The following is a 21,145-nucleotide window of genomic DNA, read 5'->3' on the forward strand; positions in this document are numbered from 1 at the left end:
TGACCATTGCGGCGGGTGCATAACTGCTTCTGCCGCCATTACACTTACGGAATGGCTCTCTCGCAGTCTTCCTCCACCGCGCCTGCGGCCCCGCAACAGCTGGGCTGGCAGGCGCGCTTGCGTTGGGTCCATGGCATTTGTCAGGGCCTGCCCAAGGTCGCTCAGCAACTGGATGAATTCCTCTCCAACCAGAGCAGTGCCGTCTCCACTGCCAAGGAGATGCAGGAGTGGCGCGAGGCCTGGGTTGGCTTTCAGCAGCACAAGGATGCGTGGTCGCAGGCTGGCGCTCAGGCGCTGCAGCAGGCCGCGCGCAAGCCGCCCTCTGGCAGTTCGGAGAGCAACTCGTCGGGCTCGGCTCCGCTGACCTTCGAGCTGCTCAGCGACGAGGTCGTCGAAAACAAGATTCTTGCCTCCCGCATGGCCTTGGCCATGGGAGAGACGCTGCAGCCCGGTTTCGAGGCCATGCGTCTGCGTATCCAGGCACTGGAGGGCCATGAACTGGCCTCCCAGGACATGTTCCGTGCAGAGACCATCTGCCTGCATCTGGTCGAGCAATGGCTGGGCAGCGGCATGGAGCGCAAGCATTTGCTCAGGGCCGTGGAGCCCCTGCAGAATGCGCTGGCACCGCTGATGGAGTCCGAGTACAGCATCCTTCACAAGCTGCTGGATGCCAAGGGCGTCAGCAAGGCCCAGGATGCTCCGTTGCGCGTGCGACGTACCGAGGGCGGCCCGTCCACCGGGGCCATGCATCTGGGCGCCAGCAGTGGCTATGGCAATGCATCCGATGCGGGCTGGGCCAACTCTGCCATGCAGTACATGCCGGCCGGTATGGCTGCCGGCCTGGGCGCCGGGCCTGGGATGGCTCCGGGCATTGCCCTGCCGCCAGGCGCCAGCGCCGGCCTGGGCATGCTGGCGCGGGCGCGACATCGCGCGCTGGATGCCATGAATCAGCTGCGCCAGGTGCTGAGCCAGCCTGCGGTCGGCATGCCAGGTCTGATGCCCGGCGCACCTGTCGTTCCCATGCCTCCGGCGTCTGCCGCTTTGGCGCAGGCGCTGCAGGAGCAGCAACAGCTGATGGCGGCCGAGCTCCAGGCCCAGTATCCGGCGGGGGCCGGCTCGGCCATGGTCATGGCCATGCCTGCCATGGACTACAGCCCGGCGGCGATCGGCCAGTTGGTCAATCTGGTGCGCGAGCGCTCGGCTGACTGGAAGCAAAAGGCCGAGACCAAGAGCGAGAAGGCGACCATCGAGGTGGTGGCGCTGATGTTCCAGAGCATTCTTTCGGAAGACCGTCTGCCGCCGTCCATTCGCGTGTGGTTCGCGCGCCTGCAGGTCCCGGTTTTGCGCGTGGCCCTGGCCGAGCCGCAGTTCTTCAGCGATCTCAACCACCCGGCGCGCAAGCTGATCGACCGCATGGGCTCCTGCGTCATGGGCTTTGATGCCAGCAGCATCAATGGCAATGCGCTGGAGACCGAGATCCGCCGTGTGGTTCAGGTGATAGAGCAGTACCCTGAAACCGGGCAGAAGGTCTTCGCCCTGGTGCTGCGCGAGTTCGAGGAATTCCTCACCAGGCACTTTGCCCAGAATCGGTCCACGGCCAAGATCACCAGTGTGGCTCAGCAGGTGGAGCAAAAGGAGACGCTGGCCATCCAATACACCATAGAGCTGCGCAATATGCTCACCGACATGCCGGTGCGCGAAGAGGTGCGAGACTTTCTCTTCAAATCCTGGGCCGATGTGCTGGCCATGGCCACCGTGCGCTATGGCGCCAAGGATGCGCGGGCCATGCGCCTCAAGCAGGCGGCCAGCGAGCTGGTCTGGTCGGCCAGCGCCAAGCCGTTGCGTCAGGAGCGTGCGCGTGTCATCCAGGGCTTGCCGACCTTGCTGCAGACCTTGCGTGAAGGACTGGAGCTGGTGAGTGTGACGGGCGATGCACAGTCGACCGCGATCAAGGTGTTGACCGATACGCTGGCACAGGCCTTCATGTCCAAGACGGCAGCCATTCCGACCGAGCGTATCGAGGCCATGGCCAAGCGCCTGGCGGAGCTGGAGAAATACATCAGCGAGGACGGCAAGCTCGACGATATGCCGCTGTCCAGCGAGAGCATAGAGCTGATGCTGGGCGTGGATGCGGGCGATCTGAACGTCATTGCCAACACGGACAGCCCGGTGGAGCCCGCCATGCTGGAGTGGGCCCAGTCGCTGGAAAGCGGTCGCTGGTTCACGCTGGACCACAATGGTGCCCGTGTACAGGTGCAATATGTCTGGCATAGCCGTCGCAAGCATCTGCATTTGTTCGCCTCGCTGGATGGACACTGCTATCTGCTGCAGGCGCAGCGCATGGCCACCTATCTTCAGGCCGGCTTGCTCGCGGTGCATGATGCCGAAGCACTGACGGTGCGCGCCACGCGCGATGCACTGCAGAAAATTCAGGCGAATCCGGAAAGACTGGCCTAAGCACCGGAGGTGCTTTGCATCCTTTCCATTTCTCTATTCGCTGCGCCAGGGAAGGGGAGCGAAACCTTCGGCGCCGAGCGGCCCTTGCTTGGCGTCGTTTGTCGGGATATGCCGGTTTTGGGGCGTCTCAGCTTTGAGCAAGTCGCTGGTAAAGGCCGCCAGGCAGGCGCGCGACCAGGCCGTCGAGCTCCAACTCCATCAGCTGCGCCTGCAAATGTGCGGCATCCCAGCCCGTGCGATCGCTCAAGGACTCCAGTGTCATCGGGTCATGGCCCAGCGCCTGCAGCAACGGGCTCTCAGGTGTCGGCGCTTTATTTTTGATAGCTTCTTGCGCTTGTCCGGCCGTGGTTGGCACGAGCTTCAGTCCTTGAAGCTCTTCGAGCACATTGTCAGCAGTTTCCACCAGCTTGGCCCCCTGGCGTATCAGCGCATGGCAACCCTTGGCCTGCGGCGCGTGGATGGAGCCGGGAATGGCAAAGACTTCACGCCCCTGCTCGTTGGCCAGACGGGCCGTGATCAGCGAGCCAGACTGCAAGGCGGCTTCCACGACCAGGGTGCCTTGCGACAGGCCGGAGATGATGCGGTTGCGCTGAGGGAAATGCCTGGGCAAGGGCTCGCTGCCCAGCGGGTATTCGCTGATGATCAGCCCATGGAGCGCAATTTGCTGCGCCAGTTTGGCGTGCGCGCGCGGATAGACCTGATCGAGTCCGGTGCCGACGACGGCAATTGTGCAGGGGTTAGGGCCTGAGCGGGCCCGGAGTGCTCCCTCATGGGCGGCTGCATCGATGCCGCGTGCCAGGCCTGAGACTATGCACAGCCCTTGCTCGGCCAGTGCCTGCGCCATGCTACGTGCATTGATGACGCCCTGGGCTGACGGATTGCGACTGCCCACCATGGCCAGGGTGGCGGGATAGGGGAACCAGGGGCGGGCAGATGCCAGCAGCGTCGCTGGACCTTGGACAAACAGCAGCAGGGGCGGATCTTCGGTCTGCAGCAGGCAGTCCGGATATTGAGAGTTGCCCAGATGGATCACGGTGTGCAAGGTACCCGGCGCGGGCGAGGCCAGCCATCGAGCCAGTGTGCTGCAATGCTTTTCCCAGTCTTTCGGGAGCTCTGTCAGAGCCTTGATCTGAGTCTGAGTGGCGCATTCAGCCCATGTTGACAGCGGCAGCTGCCAGACCGCGTCTGCACTACCGGCGCTGGCCAGCAGGCGGCGTGCCGTGGCGCGTCCAAGACCCGGTGTCAGCAGCAGGCGCAGCCAGGCCAGAGTTTCGGCATCGGGCAGGGCATGGTGCGCATCTTGCGAAGGGGGCGACACCATGCTCACGCTCCATTCAGGGCAGGGGTGACTGCAGGCCGTCGCCCACAATCACTCCGCGCCGGGCCGTGGTGATGAGCGCGTAGGAAACCCGGTCAAACACCTTGAAGACCATGGCATAGCCATTGGCCTCATCGGGCAGCTTCACCCGGTCACGGCTGGGACTGGTCTTGTCCACGATGACATTGCCCTTGCTGACGAGTTCCAGCACCGTACCGACATCCATGCCTTCGCGAGCCCCCTTGTTGATGGCAATGACCTGGTTCTGAGCCGCGTTGTAGCCCACCGAGTCGCCGTAGATGGAGACCACGGCGGCATCCACCGCTTGGCGCGGGGCATGGGGCACATAGCTCAGATACTGCTGCTCGGGCGAGGGCAGCAGACGGTCGCCGGCGCGGATTTCGTTCTTGGAGCGGATGATGTCCACTGTTCCAGGCGCGGTCTGTACAGGCTGGCCTGGCGCGGACTCAAGCAATGTTTCACTACGTGCCACGGTGGCACTGCCCAGGTACTTGGCCTCGTAGCCCAGGATTTCCCCGGTGACGGGATCCTTGAGGGGCGTGGCATCTCGGAAGATGCGGTAGCTCGCGGGCTGGCCTTTGCCGGTGGTGACCAGCGCGCCGCCGGAGTTGCGCACATAGGCGCGATCGCCATTGGCCATGAGCACGCGCTTGTCCTGGGTGGCGATGATGCGCGGTGCCTGTGCCAGGGCCTGGCTGTCCACCACCAGCGGCTCGGCCAGGAAGGGCTCGATCAGATGCGGCGGCAGCGTGGGCAGGGCCAGGTCGTTCAGCGACGATTCACGCGTTTGCGGCGACAGACGCACTACCTCGGAATCTCCGTTGGGGGCCGTGGTCGACAGGCGGGCATAGCCGTTGCTGCGCACCAGATAGAGCACCTGGCCAGGGTAGATCAGATGAGGGTTGGCGATGCTGGAGAGGTTCATGCCCCAGAGTTCGGGCCAGCGCCAGGGCTGGCGCAGATACATGCCCGAGATGCCCCATAGTGTGTCGCCGCGCTTGACGGTGTATTGCGCGGGAGCGTTGGGCGCCAGTTCGTTCTCGGGGATGCCTTGCTGAGCGACTTGCTGTGCGGTGGAGCGCTGGGTGGCGGTCACAGGATAGCTTTGGGCATGGACCGAAGTCAGGGCTGCAAGCAATGTGGCTCCAATGCTCAAGGCCCGTGCAGTGGCAAATGCGGTCATGAAATTCCTTCTGGCGGGATTCGTTTGCTGCAGCGTCCCTCGCGTCGCCGCACTGTGGCCGATCTTGGCATAGCCAGCCAACAAGTCTTACAAATGTGTCGAAATTCTCGATGCAAGGCCTCGATAGATCAATGTTTATTGAGGGCGTGACAAGCGTTTGGCGTCAAATGTTGGGACAATAACGACAGATTTACCGACACACCATGGCCATTCTTCCCATCCTCTGCTATCCCGATCCCCGTCTTCACAAGGTCGCCAAGCCCGTGGCGCAGGTGGATGAGCGCATCCAGACTCTGGTGAAAGACATGCTCGAGACCATGTATGACGCCCAGGGCATCGGCCTGGCCGCGACGCAGATCGATGTACATGAGCGCGTCATCGTGATTGACGTGTCCGAGAAGCGCAACGAGCCCATGGCGTTGATCAACCCTGAGATTCTCTGGGCCAGCGAGGAAAAGCAGCTGGGCGAGGAAGGCTGCCTGTCCGTGCCCGGCATCTACGACGGCGTGGAGCGCTCCATTGCCGTCAAGGTCAAGGCCCTGGATGAGCGCGGCAACAGCCGCGAGATCGACGCCGAAGGCATGCTGGCCATCTGCATCCAGCATGAGATGGATCACCTGCTGGGCAAGGTGTTTGTCGAATACCTCTCGCCGCTGAAGCGCAATCGCATCAAGACCAAGCTGGTCAAGGCCCAGAAGCAAGCCCTGAGGGCCTGATCGGAGTCCCATGTCACTGCCTCGCCTGCAAACACTGTTGACTGCCAGTCTGCTGACGTTGGGTTTGGCGGGTTGTATGGTGCCCCAGTGGCAAAAGCCCGGCATGCCTCAGGCCGAGGTAGAAAAAGGCATGGGCAAACCCACTTTGGTCGTGCCTCTGCCAGACGGCGGCCAGCGCCTGGTCTATAGCCAGCAGCCGGCCGGCCAGCAGGTCTATCACATGGATTTCGATGCCCGGCACAAGCTGGTGCGCGTGGAGCAGGTGCTGGATACGGCGCACTTTTTTGCGCTGCGCAATGGCGTGGACACCCGCGACGATGTCTATCGCATGTTCGGCCCGCCCGCCATAGTCGAGGGGGTCTACAGCTTCAAAGGCGACATCTGGACCTACCGTTTTCTGGACAATACCTTTGCTCGGCGTGCCCATGTGCACATAGACCCGCAAGGAGTGGTTCAGAAGGTCATGTTCACCGATGAGAGCATGTACCTCCGAGAGCCGCACCGTTGAAGACTTGGCAGCCGGCGGCTGCCTTTTTAATTTGTGAGTCCCATGAAAGTCATTTTTGCCGGCACGCCCGAATTTGCGCGCGTGGCCCTGGAGAGTCTGCTGGCTGCAGGTTTTGAAGTTCCGCTGGTGCTGACGCAGCCGGATCGTCCCGCCGGGCGCGGCATGAAGCTGCAAGCCTCTCCCGTCAAGCAGTGCGCCTTGGAGCATGGCATTGCAGTGGCCCAGCCGCTGAGCCTGCGTCTGGACGGCAAATATCCCGAAGACGCCGCTGCCGCCAAGGCCGCTATCGATGCCGCTCAGGCCGATGTGATGGTGGTGGCTGCCTATGGCCTGATCCTGCCCCAATGGGTGCTCGATACGCCGCGCCTGGGTTGCCTGAACATTCATGCCAGCCTGCTGCCGCGCTGGCGCGGTGCAGCGCCGATTCATCGCGCCATCGAGGCCGGTGACGCCGAAACCGGCGTCACCATCATGCAGATGGATGCCGGCCTGGATACCGGCGATATGTGTGTGATCGAGCGCCTGCCGATTGCTGCGCACGATACCACGGCCAGTCTGCACGACAAGCTGGCCGCGCTGGGCGGCCGCCTGATTGTGGAAGCGCTGGAAATGGCGGCCTGCGGAGGTCTCAGTCGCACGCCGCAGCCTGCCGATGGAGTGACCTATGCCCACAAGATCGAGAAGGCGGAGAGCCTGATCGACTGGAGAGAAAGCGCCGATGTCATTGCGCGCCGCCTGCGTGCCTTCAATCCCTTCCCCGGCGGCGCCACCAGCCTGGGTGGTGAAGCCATCAAGGTCTGGGAAGCAGAGGCCCAACAAGGCAGCGGCGCGCCCGGCTGCGTGCTGTCAGCCGATGCCCGCGGCGTGCGCGTGGCCTGTGGTAGCGGCGTGCTCAATATGACGCTGCTGCAGCGCGCGGGTGGCAAACGCCTGGCCGCAGGCGATTTTCTGCGCGGTTTCGAGCTGCCCGCAGGCGCGCAACTGGGTGAGGGTGCTGGCGAGATATGACGGATATGGCGCTCACGCTGGGCCAGCGTGCGAAATCGATAGTCAGGGATCCGTTTTTCTGGGTCGGCTCCAAAGAGATGGGCGGCACTGCTCTGGGCATTGCCGCCTGGGGTCTGGTGACCGGCGTGGCCATGGTCAAAAGCGGTCTGTCCGTTCCCCTGGCGCTGCTCATGGGTTTGACTGTCTATGCGGGCAGTGCCCAGCTGGCCGTGCTGCCGCTGATGGCCGTGGGAGCTCCGCTGTGGGTGGTCTGGTTCACCGCCATCTGTGTGAACCTGCGTTTTGTGATCCTGTCCAGCATGTGGCGCAGCTATTTCGCCAACCTGAGTCTGCGTCACCGCCTGGCGGTCGCCTATTTCAGCGGCGATGTGATTTTCGTGAACTTCATGCGCCGCTACCCAGAGGCCAGGCCGCAGCCCGAGCAACTGCCCTATTTCTGGGGGGCGGCGCTGACCAACTGGCTGGCCTGGCAGATCCCGTCCACGCTGGGCATTTTCCTGGCCGACCAGATTCCCTTGTCCTGGGGGCTGGGCTTTGCCGGCGTGCTGGCTCTGTTGGGCGTGCTGCTGTCCATGCTCAAGGACCGCGCAACCTGGGTGGCCTCCATCGTGGCCTGTACGGCAGCCGTGGCGGCCTTTGCGCTGCCGCTCAAGCTCAATATCCTGGTGGCGATCGCCGCCGCCGTGGCTGCAGGCCTGACGGCCGAGCAGCTGCAAAAGCATGCCAGCCAGCTGCCTGCGGTGAAGAATGAGGAGGAGCGGTAATGATGAGCAGTTTCTGGGTCATCGTTGCCTGTGTTGGTCTGGCCCTCATCACGCTGATCACGCGTGCTTTCTTCATGATCCCCGAGCGTGAACTGCCGCTGCCCAACTGGCTCAAGCGCGGGCTCAAATACGCACCGTTGGCGGCCCTGGCGGCAGTGATTGCGCCCGAGATCGTGATGAGCAATGGTCAACTGATAGACAGTCTGGCCGATGCGCGATTGCCTGCGCTGGCTGCTTCGGTGGTGTATTTTTTTTACAAGCGCAGCATTCTTGGCACCATTGCTCTGGGCATGGCGATTTATCTGCCGCTGCATATCGGTCTGGGTTGGTAGCCTCAAGACCAGACAGAACAGGAGCTGCGTGCTCCTGTTTTCATATGAGCCATCGATAAAAAGGCTTGAAACCCAGTTACAGAGCGCGCTAGATGCTCCTGTTTTTGAGTCGAGTAAGCGTGTAAAAGCGATGCCTGAAAGAGGTGATCGCCCTAGAATGCAGGCAGATTTTTTGTTTTCCAACCTTTGTATGGGCGACTTTCGGAGTCGCTTTTTTGCTGCATGAACATCATCCGCTTCTCCGATCTGTGCGCCCAGGGCAAAGCCCAGGGACAACGTGTTTTCATCCGTGCCGACCTGAACGTGCCCTTGAACGACGCCGGTGAGATCACCGAAGACACGCGTGTGCGCGCTTCCGTGCCGGCCATTGAAATGGCGTTGAAGGCCGGCGCTGCCGTGATGGTCACCAGCCACCTGGGTCGCCCCACCGAAGGCGAATTCAAGCCCGAGGACTCGCTGGCCCCCGTGGCCAAGCGCCTGTCCGAGCTGCTGGGCCGCGATGTGCCCCTGGTCGCCAACTGGGTGGATGGCGTACAGATTGCTCCCGGCCAGGTCGTGCTGCTGGAGAACTGCCGTGTCAACGTGGGCGAAAAGAAAAACAAGCCCGAGCTGGCCCAGAAGCTGGCCAAGCTCTGCGACATCTTTGTGAACGATGCCTTCGGCACCGCTCACCGCGCCGAAGGCACGACCTACGGCATTGCTGAATACGCCCCCATCGCCTGCGCCGGCCCGCTGCTGTCGGCTGAGATCGATGCGCTGAACAAGGCCCTGGCTGCGCCTGCACGCCCTCTGGCCGCCATCGTGGCCGGCTCCAAGGTGTCCACCAAGCTGACCATCCTCAAGAGCCTGGCCGACAAGGTGGACCAGCTCATCGTGGGCGGCGGCATTGCCAACACCTTCATGCTGGCTGCCGGCCTGAAGATCGGCAAGAGTCTGGCCGAGCCCGATCTGGTGGCCGATGCCAAGGCCGTGATCGACGCCATGGCTGCCCGTGGTGCCAATGTGCCCGTGCCCACCGATGTGGTCACCGCCAAGACCTTTGCTGCCGACGCCGTGGCCACCGTCAAGAAAGCCTCCGAAGTGGCAGACGACGACATGATTCTGGACATCGGTCCCGAAACCGCAGCCCTGCTGGCCGAGCAGCTCAAAAAGGCCGGCACCATCGTCTGGAACGGCCCCGTGGGCGTGTTCGAGTTCGATCAGTTTGCCAATGGCACCAAGGTCATCGCTCAGGCGATTGCCGAGTCACCCGCCTTCAGCATTGCCGGCGGCGGTGATACTCTGGCCGCCATTGCCAAGTACGGCATTGAAAAGGATGTGGGCTACATCTCTACTGGCGGCGGCGCCTTCCTGGAAGTGCTGGAGGGCAAGAAGCTGCCCGCCTTCGAGATCCTTGAAAAGCGCGCCAACGGCTGATTTTTTGAAATAGGTCTCTAACCTATATGGCTAGAGCCATATCAGCTATCAAAAAAGGATCGACTAGTCGATCCTTTTTGCTTTGACGCGGATGAAGATGCAGACACTTTGGGGAAGTAAAAGTAACTCCGCACCGCAAGTGATTGGCGGGACTGTCAGAGTCGCTTAGCATTCAGCCTGCGTTGATGGTGAGCCATGGCGCGCTATGAATTTCTTTTGCCCTGAGCGGCCGGGATGTGTATCCGGATTTGTCCACCCGGATGACATGCGGCGTTCGCGTTCTACCCACTGCTTATGTTCGCTTCAACACCTCAGGATTTGTCGGCGCTGATCCAGGCGATGACGACCTCGGTTGCCACCGATACCGCCCAAAACGTGCTCAGTGCCGCTCAATGGGAGCTGTTGGCGCCGTATCTGCAGCCGATCAATCTGGCGGCCAGCGAGGTGTTGTTTGCCGAAGGGGCGCTGGATCGCAATCTGTATCTGGTGGAGTACGGCTCGCTGAGCGTGCATTACCAGGATTCGAAGGAAAGAATCCGCCTGGCCTTGGTGGGACCGGGGGCGATTGTGGGGGAGGGAGCCTTCTTCGCCCATCGACCACGCAAGGCCACGGTGCAGGCCGCAGCGCCCAGCCGTCTATGGTGTCTGACGGCGCTGCGTTACTCCGAAATTGCCAATCGCCAGCCTGCTCTGGCCCTGGCGCTGCTGACCATGGCAGGCCAGGTGCTGGCCCGCCGCGCGGGAGACAGTCGCCGCCGGGTGGCCAGCACCTGAGTGAAGATTTTTTGTGTTTCGACCGGGCCGGGTGCTTGATCCACGTCGGACAAAGGCTAATATTTCGGTAAATGTCACGAGCTGCTCCAGACCTGGAGGCAGAATGTGTCTTGTTGTAAATCCTGCTTGTTCGAGTGTGCTCATGTCCCTGTTCCGATGGTTTTCTCGCGGGCCTCGCCGAGAAGGTAGCACGCAAGCACCGCGCCACCAGGATGATCCCGTAGCGCGTCAGTCGCAGCGCCGTGAGCGCTCTGCCAGACGCGAGCAGTTGTACGTCATCGTGCGCGAAGCCATGGTCAGGGTCGGCATTCTCTCTGCCGGCTACAAATTCAAGGTGCTCTCGCTAGACAGCGTTGGTCAGCGCTTTGTCGTGATGGTGGATCTGGCTCCTGCATACGCTGCGGATGCTCAGCAGCAAAGACGTATCGAGGCATTGATTGCCGAGCTCGCCAGGACCCGTATGGATGCAGGGGTTCACGCCGTTTACTGGCGCGTGAACGGGCAGCTTCAAAGCGCTGCCAGCCCTGATTTTGTGCAGACGCAGTTTGACGGGGTTGTACCCCCGATGAAGGCGCCACGTCATGCTCCGATTGCGACACATTCAGGCCGTTCTTTCGAGCCCATTGACGCGCAGGAAATGGACGCGTTCAAGCAGGCTGTGGCCATGGCTGCTGCATCGCCTGCGAGTGTGCGCCCATCACGCCAGGCGCCATTGCTGGGCCCTGGCTCTGGCCATGAGGAAGGCGGCGAATTTGCCGTGTCCGGGCTGGGCTCCCTGGGCACGACGCAGTACGGAGAGCTGCGCTGATTCAGGGCTGTTGCGGGGGCTGCTCAGTGCCCGGCAAAGTCAACCAGAGTGAACAGGGGCAGGCCGCTGTCCTTGAGGTGCTTGGAGCCGCCCAGTTCCGGCAGATCCACAATTGCTGCGCCTTCCACCACGGTAGCCCCCAGCTTTTCCAGCAGTTTCTTGCCGGCCATCATGGTGCCGCCGGTGGCGATCAAATCATCAATCAGCAGCACACGGTCGCCGGACTTGACGGCATCGGTGTGCAGTTCCACGGTAGCGCTGCCGTATTCGAGCTCATAGGTTTCCTCCACCGTGGTGAAGGGCAGTTTTCCTTTTTTGCGAATGGGCACAAAGCCGACGTTGAGCTCGTGAGCGATCACTGCACCCAGAATGAATCCGCGCGCATCCAGGCCGGCCACGACGTCAGGGCGCAGCTTGGGGTCCATGTAACGGTGCACAAAGGCGTCGGTCATGATGCGAAAGACCTTGGGATCTTGCAGCAGGGGAGTGATGTCGCGGAACTGCACGCCCGGCGCAGGCCAGTCCGGAACGGTGCGGATATGGTCGCGCAGATAGTCGTTGACGCTGGTGGAAGTTTGCATGGGGCCGCCTGAGTTTTTGAATGCTCGCCAGTGTATGGGCTCGGGCCTGAAATGCGGGTCAAAGGGATGTTGCCCGCTGCCCGGCAAGCATGGGCTGGCTAAAATCCGGGCATGAATTCTGATGCTGCCAATTCGCGTCCGATCGACGCACCGCGAGCTTTGAACCTGGCCCGCGAGGCCCTGGATATAGAGGCCGCTGCCTTGCGTGCGATGTCGGCGCGCCTCAATGGCGCATTCACGGCGGTGGTTCAGCGCATTCTGCAGCTGCCGGGTCGTGTGGTGGTCATGGGCATGGGTAAAAGCGGGCATGTGGGCCGGAAGGTGGCAGCGACGCTCGCGTCCACAGGGACCCCTTCCTTTTTCGTGCACCCCGCAGAAGCCAGTCATGGTGACCTGGGCATGCTGACGCAGGACGATCTGGTGCTGGCCCTGTCCAATAGCGGCGAGACCGATGAGCTGACGGGCGTGTTGCCCGCCATCAAGCGCATGGGCGTGCCCCTGGTGGCCGTGACCGGCGGTCTGCAATCGACACTGGCCAAGCATGCAGACTGGGTGCTGGACACCCATGTCGACAAGGAAGCTTGTCCCTTGAACCTGGCTCCCACTGCCAGCACCACGGCTCAGCTGGCCATGGGAGATGCGCTGGCCGTGGCCTTGCTCGATGCCCGGGGCTTTGGTGCCGAGGATTTTGCGCGCTCGCATCCCGGAGGAGCTCTGGGTCGACGCCTGCTGACCCATGTGCGCGATGTGATGCGTCGTGGTGTCGATGTGCCCCAGGTTGTCCAGGACGTGAGCAGCGTGGACCTGATGCGTGAAATGAGTGCCAAGGGCCTGGGCTGCTCCGCTGTGGTCAACGCATCCGGTGAGCTGGTGGGGATCTTTACCGATGGTGATTTGCGCCGCTGTGTGCAAGCCGGCGTGGATCTGCGCAGCCGCACGGCGCAGGAGGTCATGCATTCCAGGCCTTTGACCATCAAGCCTGATCTGCTGGCGGTTGCTGCGGCACGCATGATGGAAGAACATGGCATTACCGCAGTGTTGGTGGCTGATGACAACCAGCGCCTGCAAGGGGTGGTGCATATTCGCGATCTGATGCGTGCCAAGGTGATTTGATGAACCGACCTGCTCTGACACCCCGCCAGCAATGGGATCCACAGCTGTTGCTCAAGGCCCAGGGAATTCGTGTGGCCTTCTTCGATGTCGATGGCGTCCTGACCGATGGCGGCCTTTACTTCTCGGGCGAGGGTGAGGTCCTCAAGCGCTTCCATACGCTGGATGGTCATGGCCTGAAAATGTTGCAAAAGGCCGGCATCACGCCGGCCGTGGTGACGGGGCGAGACTCCGCGCCGCTGCGTCTGCGCTTGAAGCAACTGGGCATTGAACATGCGCGCTTTGGCACGGAGGATAAAGTGCCGGCTGCCGAGTCCATCCTGGCTGAACTGGGTCTGCAATGGCCGCAGGCCGCCGCCATGGGGGACGACTGGCCCGATCTTCCCGTCATGCGTCGCAGCCACTTTTCCTGCGCACCCGCCAATGCCCATGACGAGGCATTGCATGTGGCGGACTGGGTCAGTGCCAAGAATGGCGGAGAGGGGGCTGTGCGGCAGTTCTGCGATCTGCTCCTGGCCGCCAATGGTGCTTATGTGTCGCTGCTTTCGGGGTATGGCTCATGAGTGGGCAATGGCGCCGTGTGGGCGACAAGGCCTCGATGTACCTCCCCGTGCTCATCATGGGCCTGCTGGCACTGGGCACCTGGTGGCTGGTGCGCAATGCTCCCAAGCCGATTGTCAGTGGCGCGGAGAAGGCCGTGCGGCACGATCCGGACTATTTCCTCAAAGACTTCGTCATCAAGAATTTCGAAGCATCGGGCCGCCTCAAAAATCGACTGAATGGCACGACTGGTGAGCACTTTCCCGATACCGATACGCTGGAAGTCTACGACGCACGCATGCTGAGCTTCACGCCTGATGGACGCAAGACCGTGGGCAGCTCCAACCGGGCGTTGAGCAATGGCGATGGCTCGGAAATCCAGATGTTCGGCCAGGCAGTCATTCAGCGCGAGCCGGTACCTGCAACTGCAACCCAGAAGGCTTTGCCTGTCATGCGGCTGGAGAGCGAATTCCTGCAAATCTGGCCCAATGACGAGCGCGTCAGCACCAACAAGTCTGTGGTCATGACCCGTGGCAACGACAGATTTACAGGTGACAGCATGCAGTACGCGCACCTTGATCAGATTCTGCAGATGCAGGGACGAGTCAAGGGCGTCATCCAGCCCAGCCAGAAGCCATAAGCCATGGCAGGACGTGGGGCCGGACTCGTCTACATCACTGGTGCCTCCAGTGGCATAGGTCAGGCCCTGGCCTGGCACTACTACCAGCTGGGCTGGTCGATCGCCCTGGTGGCAAGACGTACCGCAGTCATGGAGCAGTGGGCGCAGTCCATGCGAATGGATGCATCCCGCTACGCCGTTTATGCTGCGGACGTCACGAACATAGCAAGTGCTTGCAGTGCTGCGAATGCATGTCTTGAGCGCCAGGGCCTGCCCGATGTTGTCATTGCCAACGCGGGTGTCAGCTGGGGCGTGGATACCTCCTTGCGCGAGGATCTTGAGGTCATGCAGCAGGTGCTGGCCAGCAACACCATGGGGCTGGCTGCAAGCTTCCAGCCGTTTATTGCACCCATGGTGCGACGCGGCTCCGGGCGTCTGGTGGGTATTTGCAGTGTGGCCGGTATTCGCGGCTTGCCCGGCCATGCTGCATATTCGGCCAGTAAAGCGGCAGCCATTGCTTACTGTGAGAGTCTGCGCGTTGAGTTGCAGAGATCCGGAGTCTCTGTGACCAGTTTATTGCCTGGCTATGTGGACACTCCGTTGACGAAAAATAATCCGTATTCCATGCCTTTTCTGCTCTCGTCCGAGGAGTTCGCAAAGCGTGCTTTTCGGGTTATCGAGCGCAAAGCCAGATATGCGATTATTCCCTGGCAGATGAGGATTGTCGGCAGCGTAATGCGGATGCTGCCCGCTTATCTGTGGGATAGATTGACTCAGGGGAAAACCAGAAAGCCCAGGCACCTAAAAAAGGATTGAGTGGAAGACATTGAGAAAATGACTATGCATTTGAATGTCTTCGAAAATAAATAAAGGCACGCTATCGTGCCTTTATTGCTGAGCTGCTAAAAGAAGCTCATTCGCCGTGGTTATTGCCACCACCGTAGCCGCCGCGACCACCGTGGCGTGGGCCTGAGCCATAGGGACTGCGGAAGCCCCCTTCGCCACGACCACCACCGCCATAGCCGCCGCCGCCATCACCGCGACCATAGCCACCACCTTCACTGCGGCCACCGTAACCGCCATCGCGATTACCGCCGCCAAAACCGCCTTCACTGCGGAAGCCGCCGCCATAACCGCCGGTGCGAGGGGGGCGGGGTTCCATGGGGCGTGCCTCATTCACGACGAGGCTGCGTCCTCCGAGTGGCTGACCATTCATGCCTTGAATGGCAGCTTGTGCTTCTGCTTCGCTGGCCATTTCCACAAAACCAAAGCCTTTGGAGCGGCCGGTGTCTCGTTCCATCATGACGCGTGCACTTGCTACGGCTCCAAACTGGCTGAACGCCTGCTCAAGATCGTTGTCACGCACACCATAAGGAAGGTTGCCGACATACAGCTTATTGCCCATTAATAACTCCTAGCTCCTCAATGCTTCAATGGCGCGATCGAATTCAGGATGTCCACTGCATATCCATGGGAAAACATGCAAAAAGTCCTGAACACTTATTCGCTTGTGAACGGGAAATCCCCGAGAAAGGAATTATGACGGAGAACAATGAAAAAAATAAATGCTCGAAAACCGCATTGCTAACGTTTAGCAACAAAAAAAGGATCCGAAGATCCTTTTTTTGTTATTGGCAATAACTGATTAGTAGCTATTGCGACGGCCGTAGCCGCCGTCGCCACGGCCACCGCCGAAGCCGCCGTCACCACGGCCACCGCCGAAACCGCCACCGCCTTCACGGCCGCCGCCGAAACCGCCGCCAAAGCCGCCGGAACGGGGAGGACGGGGTTCCATGGGACGTGCTTCGTTCACGACCAGGTCACGGCCGCCACGGTTTTGGCCGTGCAGGCCCTGGATAGCGGCTTGCGCCTCGGCATCGCTGCCCATTTCCACAAAGCCAAAGCCCTTGGAACGGCCGGTGTCGCGCTCCATCATCACCTTGGCGCTGTTCACAGTGCCGAATTCGCTGAAGCTGTCTTGCAGATCTTGGTCGCGGAAGGAATAAGGCAGATTGCCTACGTAAAGCTTGTTGCCCATGCTGGACTCCTGAAAAAACTTGAAAACGCGATGGAGCCCTAGGGAGTCAGCCTTGGATGACAACATTAGAGACGCTAACGCACTTGCCCCATCCAGAAATTGCTTTCCAGACAAAGACTCAAGCATTATGAGTCACAAGAGAAGCCGTAGTATTACGAAAAGATCAAATTTCGTGCTTGTAACAACATTGTCCTGATGGGAGTTACCCTGAAATACAAAATTTTGAATATCCAAATACGCAGATGCCTTACAAGGTTAAGCATGTAGAATGACGGCTACTTTCTTTGGGGAGTAGGCCGTTCGGCAGCCGTCTGCCGGATGCATGCGTCAACAGACTTGGGTCCTCGTGACCTATGGCGCATGCGGCACAGCGTGCAATGCGCAGTGCGACCGGCCGAGACCATTGATTACGTACCGAGAAAACCTATGAAGAGATAGGCCGGAGTCGGTGCGTGATCAATGCGTTCTGGCAACTCCGGCCGTCTATCCCCATCATGGAAGCCTTTCTCATATCCACCTCCATCGTCGCCCTGGCCGAGATGGGGGACAAGACCCAACTGCTGTCATTGGTACTGGCAGCCAAGTTCCGCAAACCCCTGCCCATCGTGGCCGGCATTTTTGCCGCGACACTGGTCAACCATGCGCTGGCCGGCGCCGTGGGCAACTGGATCACCACGATGCTAGGTCCCGACGTGCTGCGCTGGATCTTGGGGATTTCATTCATCCTCATGGCTGGCTGGATGCTGATTCCCGACAAGTTAGACGATGACGATACCGGCAATGGCGCCGGGCGTTGGGGTGTCTTCGGTACGACGCTGATGCTGTTCTTCCTGGCCGAGATGGGGGACAAGACCCAACTGGCCACGGTGGGCCTGGCCGCCAAGTACCCTCTGTCGTATTACTGGGTGGTGGCTGGCACCACGCTGGGCATGATGCTGGCCAATGCGCCGGTGGTGTGGTTTGGCGAGAAGATCACCAAGAAGCTGCCGATCAAGACGATTCATCGTGTGTGCGCCGTGATCTTCCTGGTGCTGGGTGTGGCGGCGCTCCTGACCAAAGTGTGAAACTACCAAAAGCATATCTATTCGTACAAGGCTCAAAAGGCTTGGACAGCTTTGACAGGATCCTTTTGAGTTCGGTGCAATGAATGCAGTACACTGCACTTTCACGCGCCGATTTGCCAAAGCTTGCGGGCGCTTTATAAATCCAGCTAAAGACCCGTCCGCGAAGTGACAGTACACCGACCCGGCCTCGTTTTTAGCGATGCCGGGTTTTTCATATGTCCTTCATCGCGACGCCTCAGTTCATGCATTTTGATGAGCCGCTGCCCTTGCAAAGTGGTGGCTCCATCTCCGATTACGACCTTGCCTTCGAGACCTATGGCCAGCTCAATGCCGACAAGAGCAATGCCATCGTGGTCTGTCATGCGCTCAATGCCTCCCACCATGTAGCAGGCCGCTACGAGGGCCAGCCCAAGAGCGAAGGCTGGTGGGACAACATGATCGGCCCGGGCAAGCCCGTCGATACCGACAAATTCTTTGTCATCGGCATCAACAATCTGGGCTCCTGCTTCGGCTCTACCGGCCCCATGCACACCAACTCGGCCACGGGCAAGCCCTATGGTGCGGATTTCCCCGTGGTGACGGTGGAGGACTGGGTGGATGCGCAGGCGCGTCTGCTGGACCGCCTGGGCATCGGGAGGCTCGCCGCTGTGCTGGGCGGCAGTCTGGGCGGCATGCAGGCCCTGTCCTGGTCGCTGCGCTATCCCGAGCGCATGCGCCATGCCGTGGTGGTGGCCAGCGCGCCGAATCTGAACGCCGAGAACATTGCCTTCAACGAGGTGGCGCGTCGCGCCATCGTCACCGACCCGGATTTCAACGGCGGCCATTTCTACGAGCATGGCGTGGTGCCCGCGCGCGGCCTGCGCATCGCGCGCATGATCGGTCACATCACCTATCTGAGCGATGACGTGATGAACCAGAAGTTCGGCCGCAGTCTCAGGGCCCCCGCGCTCCTCGCTGAGGGGGCTGACCCGACTCGGGGCGGCCCGGCGCCGGATCGGCGCGATTACCTGTACAGCACCCAGGACGTGGAGTTCCAGATCGAGAGCTATCTGCGCTACCAGGGCGAGAAGTTCAGCGGCTACTTTGACGCCAACACCTATCTGCTCATCACCCGCGCCCTGGACTATTTCGATCCGGCCCGCTCCCATGATGGCGATCTGACCCGGGCGCTGGCCGTGGCCAAGGCCCGGTTTCTGCTGGTGAGCTTCACGACGGACTGGCGCTTTGCCCCGGCGCGCAGCCGAGAGATCGTCAAGTCACTGCTGGAGAACAACCGCGACGTCAGCTATGCCGAGATCGACGCCCCCCATGGTCATGATGCGTTTTTGCTTGATGACCCACGCTATATGGGCGTGATGCGCTCCTATTTTGAAGGCATTGCCAGAGAACTGAACACCACCGAGCGCGCAGGAGACACCGCATGACCGAGTTGACCACCATGAAAGCCATTGCCCAGCTGGTGCCCGAGGGCGCACGCGTGCTGGACCTGGGTTGCGGCGACGGCGCGCTGCTCGAGCATCTGGTGCGCGAGCGCGGATGTACGGGCTATGGCGTAGAGCTGGACGACGCCAATGTGCTGGCCTGCACGCGCCGCGGCGTGAACGTGCTGCAACTCAACCTGGAGGACGGCCTGGCCATCTTCGGCGACAACAGCTTCGATGTGGTGCTGCAGATCGACACGTTGCAGCACTTGCGCAATGCCGAGGTGATGCTGCAGGAGACGGCCCGTATCGGCAAGCAAGGCGTGGTTGCCTTTCCCAACTTTGCACATTGGCAAAATCGCTTCTCCGTGCTGCGCGGGCGCATGCCGGTCACGCGTCGCCTGCCTTACCAGTGGTATGACACGCCCAATATCCGGGTGGGCACCTACAAGGACTTCGAGGTGCTGGCCACCAAGAACCGCTTGCGCATTCGCGACTCCTTCGGTCTGCAAAACGGTCAGGTGGTGAGAAGCCTGCCCAATCTGTTGGCGACAACGGCGGTGTTCCACTTCGAGCATGCCTGATTGCTGCTCTTGAAACAGTAGCTAATGGCGATTCATTGGCAATGAATTGAGTATTGATTCACATCGAATTCATTGTCTGACAATATCTGGTAGCTCTTAAATTTGAGACGGCTGCACTCCTGCGGCAAAGCGGCGGTGCTGCTGCCGCCGCAATGCAAAAATGTAAGCATTTGATTCATAATCAACTGCTTATTTTTTGATCTGAATCAATGCGCCGAAGCCTCGGCAGGTGCGCGCCTTGCCATGCGTTTTAGTTCCCGTCTCATTTTTTGCTCGGCTGCACCTGCAGCCTTGTTTGTTTTGGCGCTGCTTAGCAGCCAGTGGGGACTGACCCGCACGCAGTCCGATTTCAACGACTACCTGAGGAACAACCAGGCCGTGGTGGCGCAGTTGCAGGAGCTGTATGCCCAGGGTCTGCAATCGGGCCAGGCACTGCGCAATATCGTGATGGATCCGTCGGACGGGCAGGCCGTGCAGAATCTTGGCAATGCCCGTCGGGCCTATGACGCCGCCTATGACGATCTGAGCCGGCGCGTGCAGGGCACGGCCATGGAAGTCGCCGTCAAGAGCTTGCAGGCCTTGCGCCAGGCCCAGTCCGAAGCGCAGGACCAGATCGTGACTCTGGCGGCCGAGGACTATGACACCGCCGCTGCCGCGCTCAAGACCCGGGAAACTCCGGCTTGGCGCAAGCTGCGCGAAGCCGTGCTGCAACAGCTCAAGGCGGCCCGTGATGCGGCTGAAGCATCGCATGCGGCCACTCGTGCCAGCGCCCAGCGCATGCAGCTGTGGTCGGGTCTGCTGGCCCTGCTGGCCGTGGCCATCTCGGCCGCGCTGCTCTGGGTGATGGTGCGCACGCTGCGCAGCGAGCTTGGCGGAGACCCGGCCGATGCGCGCAAGGCGTTGCGCCGTGTGGCCGATGGCGACCTGACCGATGGGAGCTCGGGGGGCATGGCACGGGGCCTGATGGCCGATCTGCAAACCATGCGCGGCGCGCTGCGCGAACTGGTCCAGCGCGTGCACGGCGCATCGGTGCAGATGCAACATGCCTCCAGCGAGATTGCCCAGGGCAATGCCGACCTGTCTGCGCGTACCGAAAGCCAGGCCAGCGCGCTGGAGGAAACGGCGGCCAGCATGGAGCAGCTCAACGCCACCGTGCGCCAGAACGCCGACAGTGCCCAGACGGCCAATCAGTTGGCGCAAAACGCCTCTCAGGTGGCCCAGCAGGGCGGTGCCGTGGTGGCGCGCGTGGTACAGACCATGCAGGACATCAACACCAGCAGCTCACGCATTGCCGACATCATCGGCGTCATAGACGCCATCGCCTTCCAGACCAATATCCTGGCACTGAATGCGGCCGTGGAGGCTGCACGCGCCGGTGAACAGGGCCGAGGCTTTGCCGTGGTGGCCAGCGAGGTGCGCGTCCTGGCGGGGCGCAGCGCCGATGCGGCCAAGGAAATCAAGACGTTGATCACTGCCAGCGTGGAACGCGTGGCAGACGGCAGTGCGCTGGCCGACCAGGCAGGTCACACCATGGGCGAGATCGTCGCTGCCATTCACCGCGTGACGGACATCATGGGCGAGATCAGCGCAGCGAGTAACGAGCAGAGCGCAGGTGTGGCCCAGGTCGGCGAGGCTGTCATGCAGATGGACCAGGCCACGCAGCAAAACGCTGCCCTGGTGGAGGAAAGCGCAGCCGCTGCCGAGGGGCTACGCCAACAGGCCGAAAGCCTGCTGACAGAGGTTTCCCGCTTTCAGTTGGAGCGCGGGGCGCTGGCATTGCACTAAACCCTGATCCAGCATGTCAATGCCTGAGGCGCAGGCACCGGCATTGGCGCACAATCACGGGCATGGCGCGAGCCCGTCATGGCTCGTAGCCCCGTCAC

The 21,145-nt window shown here is 61.3% G+C and carries 22 protein-coding genes; 17 read left to right on the plus strand and 5 right to left on the minus strand.

Annotation, left to right across the window (positions count from 1 at the left end; genetic code table 11):
* The first annotated feature begins 51 nt into the window (after nucleotides 1-51).
* Complete coding sequence (locus tag DFO48_RS13680; protein WP_114863721.1) at nucleotides 52-2,457, plus strand: DUF1631 domain-containing protein; 2,406 nt, start codon at nucleotides 52-54, stop codon at nucleotides 2,455-2,457.
* A gap of 127 nt (nucleotides 2,458-2,584) precedes the next feature.
* Here DFO48_RS13680 and dprA read toward each other — a convergent pair whose 3' ends face one another.
* Together dprA and DFO48_RS13690 are read right to left on the minus strand one after the other, a co-directional pair.
* Nucleotides 2,585-3,778, minus strand: a complete 1,194-nt coding sequence (gene dprA, locus DFO48_RS13685; protein ID WP_114863722.1) for a DNA-processing protein DprA — start codon at nucleotides 3,776-3,778, stop codon at nucleotides 2,585-2,587.
* 13 nt (nucleotides 3,779-3,791) lie between these two features.
* On the minus strand, nucleotides 3,792-4,979 hold the full coding sequence (locus tag DFO48_RS13690) for a LysM peptidoglycan-binding domain-containing protein (protein WP_114863723.1): 1,188 nt from the start codon (nucleotides 4,977-4,979) through the stop codon (nucleotides 3,792-3,794).
* 203 nt (nucleotides 4,980-5,182) lie between these two features.
* Here DFO48_RS13690 and def point away from each other — a divergent pair, with 203 nt between their 5' ends.
* From def to DFO48_RS13730, 8 genes are all read left to right on the plus strand, one after another.
* Nucleotides 5,183-5,695, plus strand: coding sequence for a peptide deformylase (def, locus tag DFO48_RS13695; RefSeq protein WP_114863724.1), 513 nt, complete (start codon nucleotides 5,183-5,185; stop codon nucleotides 5,693-5,695).
* Between the two features lie 10 nt (nucleotides 5,696-5,705).
* Nucleotides 5,706-6,203 (plus strand): hypothetical protein, encoded by a 498-nt coding sequence (locus DFO48_RS13700; RefSeq protein WP_114863725.1) that lies wholly within the window; start codon nucleotides 5,706-5,708, stop codon nucleotides 6,201-6,203.
* Nucleotides 6,204-6,245: 42 nt separating this feature from the next.
* Nucleotides 6,246-7,211 (plus strand): methionyl-tRNA formyltransferase, encoded by a 966-nt coding sequence (gene fmt / locus DFO48_RS13705; protein WP_114863726.1) that lies wholly within the window; start codon nucleotides 6,246-6,248, stop codon nucleotides 7,209-7,211.
* Nucleotides 7,208-7,975 (plus strand): AzlC family ABC transporter permease, encoded by a 768-nt coding sequence (locus DFO48_RS13710; RefSeq protein ID WP_114863727.1) that lies wholly within the window; start codon nucleotides 7,208-7,210, stop codon nucleotides 7,973-7,975. Before fmt ends, DFO48_RS13710 begins: the two co-directional genes overlap by 4 nt.
* Nucleotides 7,975-8,307: an AzlD domain-containing protein gene (locus tag DFO48_RS13715; RefSeq protein ID WP_003072265.1), complete on the plus strand. Its 333-nt coding sequence runs from the start codon at nucleotides 7,975-7,977 to the stop codon at nucleotides 8,305-8,307. The genes DFO48_RS13710 and DFO48_RS13715 overlap by 1 nt, the downstream gene beginning before the upstream one ends.
* 222 nt (nucleotides 8,308-8,529) lie before the next feature.
* Nucleotides 8,530-9,723 carry a phosphoglycerate kinase gene (locus DFO48_RS13720; protein ID WP_114863728.1) on the plus strand — a complete coding sequence of 398 codons (1,194 nt, stop codon included), beginning with the start codon at nucleotides 8,530-8,532 and terminating at the stop codon, nucleotides 9,721-9,723.
* A gap of 294 nt (nucleotides 9,724-10,017) precedes the next feature.
* Complete coding sequence (locus tag DFO48_RS13725; protein WP_034347941.1) at nucleotides 10,018-10,497, plus strand: Crp/Fnr family transcriptional regulator; 480 nt, start codon at nucleotides 10,018-10,020, stop codon at nucleotides 10,495-10,497.
* Between the two features lie 142 nt (nucleotides 10,498-10,639).
* Nucleotides 10,640-11,305: a hypothetical protein gene (locus tag DFO48_RS13730; protein ID WP_114863729.1), complete on the plus strand. Its 666-nt coding sequence runs from the start codon at nucleotides 10,640-10,642 to the stop codon at nucleotides 11,303-11,305.
* 23 nt (nucleotides 11,306-11,328) lie between these two features.
* Here the strand turns inward: DFO48_RS13730 and DFO48_RS13735 are convergent, their stop codons facing one another.
* Nucleotides 11,329-11,886, minus strand: a complete 558-nt coding sequence (locus DFO48_RS13735; protein WP_003066840.1) for an adenine phosphoribosyltransferase — start codon at nucleotides 11,884-11,886, stop codon at nucleotides 11,329-11,331.
* Nucleotides 11,887-11,997: 111 nt separating this feature from the next.
* Here DFO48_RS13735 and DFO48_RS13740 point away from each other — a divergent pair, with 111 nt between their 5' ends.
* The 4 genes from DFO48_RS13740 to DFO48_RS13755 are packed head-to-tail and all read left to right on the plus strand — an operon-like array spanning nucleotide 11,998 to nucleotide 14,971.
* Nucleotides 11,998-12,999, plus strand: coding sequence for an SIS domain-containing protein (locus DFO48_RS13740; protein WP_114863730.1), 1,002 nt, complete (start codon nucleotides 11,998-12,000; stop codon nucleotides 12,997-12,999).
* Nucleotides 12,999-13,559 (plus strand): HAD family hydrolase, encoded by a 561-nt coding sequence (locus DFO48_RS13745; protein WP_114863731.1) that lies wholly within the window; start codon nucleotides 12,999-13,001, stop codon nucleotides 13,557-13,559. Before DFO48_RS13740 ends, DFO48_RS13745 begins: the two co-directional genes overlap by 1 nt.
* Nucleotides 13,556-14,176 (plus strand): LPS export ABC transporter periplasmic protein LptC, encoded by a 621-nt coding sequence (gene lptC, locus DFO48_RS13750; RefSeq protein WP_003072275.1) that lies wholly within the window; start codon nucleotides 13,556-13,558, stop codon nucleotides 14,174-14,176. Before DFO48_RS13745 ends, lptC begins: the two co-directional genes overlap by 4 nt.
* A 3-nt stretch (nucleotides 14,177-14,179) precedes the next feature.
* On the plus strand, nucleotides 14,180-14,971 hold the full coding sequence (locus DFO48_RS13755; protein WP_114863732.1) for an SDR family oxidoreductase: 792 nt from the start codon (nucleotides 14,180-14,182) through the stop codon (nucleotides 14,969-14,971).
* Nucleotides 14,972-15,068: 97 nt separating this feature from the next.
* Here DFO48_RS13755 and DFO48_RS13760 read toward each other — a convergent pair whose 3' ends face one another.
* Both DFO48_RS13760 and DFO48_RS13765 read right to left on the minus strand, forming a co-directional pair.
* Nucleotides 15,069-15,560 (minus strand): RNA-binding protein, encoded by a 492-nt coding sequence (locus DFO48_RS13760; protein ID WP_003072277.1) that lies wholly within the window; start codon nucleotides 15,558-15,560, stop codon nucleotides 15,069-15,071.
* Between the two features lie 240 nt (nucleotides 15,561-15,800).
* Nucleotides 15,801-16,193 (minus strand): RNA-binding protein, encoded by a 393-nt coding sequence (locus tag DFO48_RS13765; RefSeq protein ID WP_003072279.1) that lies wholly within the window; start codon nucleotides 16,191-16,193, stop codon nucleotides 15,801-15,803.
* 494 nt (nucleotides 16,194-16,687) lie between these two features.
* On the opposite strand from DFO48_RS13765, the gene DFO48_RS13770 reads away from it, so the two are divergent.
* From DFO48_RS13770 to DFO48_RS13785, 4 genes are all read left to right on the plus strand, one after another.
* Nucleotides 16,688-17,257 (plus strand): TMEM165/GDT1 family protein, encoded by a 570-nt coding sequence (locus DFO48_RS13770; protein WP_003072281.1) that lies wholly within the window; start codon nucleotides 16,688-16,690, stop codon nucleotides 17,255-17,257.
* A gap of 215 nt (nucleotides 17,258-17,472) precedes the next feature.
* Nucleotides 17,473-18,681, plus strand: coding sequence for a homoserine O-acetyltransferase (locus tag DFO48_RS13775; RefSeq protein WP_114863733.1), 1,209 nt, complete (start codon nucleotides 17,473-17,475; stop codon nucleotides 18,679-18,681).
* The gene (gene metW, locus DFO48_RS13780; RefSeq protein ID WP_003066861.1) at nucleotides 18,678-19,262 is read left to right on the plus strand and encodes a methionine biosynthesis protein MetW; all 585 of its coding nucleotides are present in this window, start codon (nucleotides 18,678-18,680) and stop codon (nucleotides 19,260-19,262) included. Before DFO48_RS13775 ends, metW begins: the two co-directional genes overlap by 4 nt.
* A 300-nt stretch (nucleotides 19,263-19,562) precedes the next feature.
* Nucleotides 19,563-21,047 carry a methyl-accepting chemotaxis protein gene (locus tag DFO48_RS13785; protein ID WP_114863734.1) on the plus strand — a complete coding sequence of 495 codons (1,485 nt, stop codon included), beginning with the start codon at nucleotides 19,563-19,565 and terminating at the stop codon, nucleotides 21,045-21,047.
* The last annotated feature ends 98 nt before the right edge of the window (nucleotides 21,048-21,145 follow it).

It is taken from the genome of Comamonas sp. AG1104, from assembly GCF_003350425.1.
Lineage (GTDB): Bacteria > Pseudomonadota > Gammaproteobacteria > Burkholderiales > Burkholderiaceae_C > Comamonas > Comamonas testosteroni.

Bases quoted from the DNA above. Each gene is read 5' to 3' on its own strand.
- DFO48_RS13730 (WP_114863729.1), top strand. From the start codon at position 10,640: ATGTCCCTGTTCCGATGGTTTTCTCGCGGGCCTCGCCGAGAAGGTAGC.
- metW (WP_003066861.1), top strand. From the start codon at position 18,678: ATGACCGAGTTGACCACCATGAAAGCCATTGCCCAGCTGGTGCCCGAG.
- lptC (WP_003072275.1), top strand. From the start codon at position 13,556: ATGAGTGGGCAATGGCGCCGTGTGGGCGACAAGGCCTCGATGTACCTC.
- DFO48_RS13680 (WP_114863721.1), top strand. From the start codon at position 52: ATGGCTCTCTCGCAGTCTTCCTCCACCGCGCCTGCGGCCCCGCAACAG.
- DFO48_RS13700 (WP_114863725.1), top strand. From the start codon at position 5,706: ATGTCACTGCCTCGCCTGCAAACACTGTTGACTGCCAGTCTGCTGACG.
- DFO48_RS13770 (WP_003072281.1), top strand. From the start codon at position 16,688: ATGGAAGCCTTTCTCATATCCACCTCCATCGTCGCCCTGGCCGAGATG.
- DFO48_RS13765 (WP_003072279.1), bottom strand. From the start codon at position 16,193: ATGGGCAACAAGCTTTACGTAGGCAATCTGCCTTATTCCTTCCGCGAC.
- DFO48_RS13740 (WP_114863730.1), top strand. From the start codon at position 11,998: ATGAATTCTGATGCTGCCAATTCGCGTCCGATCGACGCACCGCGAGCT.
- fmt (WP_114863726.1), top strand. From the start codon at position 6,246: ATGAAAGTCATTTTTGCCGGCACGCCCGAATTTGCGCGCGTGGCCCTG.
- def (WP_114863724.1), top strand. From the start codon at position 5,183: ATGGCCATTCTTCCCATCCTCTGCTATCCCGATCCCCGTCTTCACAAG.
- DFO48_RS13725 (WP_034347941.1), top strand. From the start codon at position 10,018: ATGTTCGCTTCAACACCTCAGGATTTGTCGGCGCTGATCCAGGCGATG.
- DFO48_RS13715 (WP_003072265.1), top strand. From the start codon at position 7,975: ATGATGAGCAGTTTCTGGGTCATCGTTGCCTGTGTTGGTCTGGCCCTC.
- DFO48_RS13735 (WP_003066840.1), bottom strand. From the start codon at position 11,886: ATGCAAACTTCCACCAGCGTCAACGACTATCTGCGCGACCATATCCGC.
- dprA (WP_114863722.1), bottom strand. From the start codon at position 3,778: ATGGTGTCGCCCCCTTCGCAAGATGCGCACCATGCCCTGCCCGATGCC.
- DFO48_RS13775 (WP_114863733.1), top strand. From the start codon at position 17,473: ATGTCCTTCATCGCGACGCCTCAGTTCATGCATTTTGATGAGCCGCTG.
- DFO48_RS13745 (WP_114863731.1), top strand. From the start codon at position 12,999: ATGAACCGACCTGCTCTGACACCCCGCCAGCAATGGGATCCACAGCTG.
- DFO48_RS13710 (WP_114863727.1), top strand. From the start codon at position 7,208: ATGACGGATATGGCGCTCACGCTGGGCCAGCGTGCGAAATCGATAGTC.
- DFO48_RS13760 (WP_003072277.1), bottom strand. From the start codon at position 15,560: ATGGGCAATAAGCTGTATGTCGGCAACCTTCCTTATGGTGTGCGTGAC.
- DFO48_RS13755 (WP_114863732.1), top strand. From the start codon at position 14,180: ATGGCAGGACGTGGGGCCGGACTCGTCTACATCACTGGTGCCTCCAGT.
- DFO48_RS13690 (WP_114863723.1), bottom strand. From the start codon at position 4,979: ATGACCGCATTTGCCACTGCACGGGCCTTGAGCATTGGAGCCACATTG.
- DFO48_RS13720 (WP_114863728.1), top strand. From the start codon at position 8,530: ATGAACATCATCCGCTTCTCCGATCTGTGCGCCCAGGGCAAAGCCCAG.